General features: G+C 72.7%; 1 protein-coding gene. It reads left to right on the top strand.

The genetic code is table 11. The annotated features are described in order from the left end of the window. Positions 1-93: 93 nt before the first annotated feature. Positions 94-1,405: YifB family Mg chelatase-like AAA ATPase (locus HMPREF0058_RS11360; protein ID WP_006549940.1), on the top strand; the 1,312-nt coding region annotated here is incomplete at its 3' end.

The following is a 1,405-nucleotide window of genomic DNA, read 5'->3' as shown; positions in this document are numbered from 1 at the left end:
CGGCTCAGGACGCCGGCTGCGCCTGGACGTGATCTCGATCCTTCTTCGTGACCCTTTGCCTGCCCAGCTGCGTCATCACCGTGGGGTGTGGTCATGAGCGGCCTGGCACGCACGCTGGCGGTGACCCTGACCGGGCTGCAGGGGCACCTGGTCCAGGTCGAGGCCCACGCATCCCAGGGACTGCCCGGTTTCACCCTCGTCGGGCTGCCGGACGCCGCGGTGCGTGAGTCGCGTGAGCGGGTCCGGGCCGCCCTGTCCACCTGCGGTACGGCCTGGGGAGAGCGGCGCGTCACCGCCAACCTCTCTCCGGCGGACCTGCCCAAGACGGGCACCGGTTTTGACCTCAGCCTCGCCCTGGCGGTCCTGGGGGCGCGCCAGGAGCTGTCCCTCCAGGCCATCGAGGCCATGGCCGGCACGGTTTTCATCGGTGAGCTCGGGCTCGACGCCTCGGTCCGACCAGTTCGTGGGGTTCTGCCGGCCGTCTCCTGTGCCGCTGCGGCCGGGGTCAGACGGATCGTCGTCCCCCAGGACTGTCTGGCCGAGGCACGCCTGGTTCCGGGGATCGAGGTCCGGCCCGTGGCGCACTTGGCCGAGCTCATCACCCAGCTGGGAGGCAAGGTCCCTGCCGGCGTCCTGGCTCTGGCCCGCCACGCCGGCCAGGGCCACGCCCCCGCCACCGCGTCCTCACCGCCTCCTGCCGCTGCGGACCTGGCCGACGTCGTCGGGCAGCATGAGGCGCGTCATGCCCTGGAGGTGGCTGCGGCCGGGGGCCATCACCTCCTGCTCGTCGGGCCGCCCGGCGCCGGCAAGACGATGATGGCCGAGCGTCTGCCCTCGATCCTGCCGCCGCTGAGCACGGCCGACTCGATCACCGTGACCTCCCTGCACTCGGTAGCCGGCACCTTCAACGCTGAGGCCGGTCTGATCCGCACGCCTCCGCTGCGCTCACCGCACCACACCGCCACCCGGGCCGCCGTCGTCGGGGGAGGCTCAGGCACCCCGCGTCCAGGCGACGTGTCGCTCGCGCACCGAGGGGTTCTCTTCCTGGACGAGGCACCGGAGTTCTCCAGCGGCGTCCTGGACTGCCTGCGCCAGCCGCTGGAGACCGGTCAGGTGACTATTGACCGAGCTGGTGGCCGGGCGACCTACCCTGCGGCCTTCCAGCTGGTCCTGGCTGCCAACCCGTGCCCGTGCGGGCGTGGCAGCGGGCGCGGCACGCAGTGCACCTGCACCTCCCTGCAGCGGCGCCGCTACTTCTCCCGCCTGTCCGGACCGCTGCTGGACCGGGTTGACATTCAGGTCGAGGTCGCTGCGATCTCCTCAACGGACCTCGCCGGAGGCGGTGTGGGGGAGTCCTCCGCCCGGGTCGCCGCCCGCGTGCTGGCAGCGCGCGCACGCACGGCGC

The sequence above is a fragment of the Actinomyces urogenitalis DSM 15434 genome (assembly GCF_000159035.1).
GTDB lineage: Bacteria > Actinomycetota > Actinomycetes > Actinomycetales > Actinomycetaceae > Actinomyces > Actinomyces urogenitalis.
This window is presented reverse-complemented; position numbering and strand designations above follow the sequence as displayed.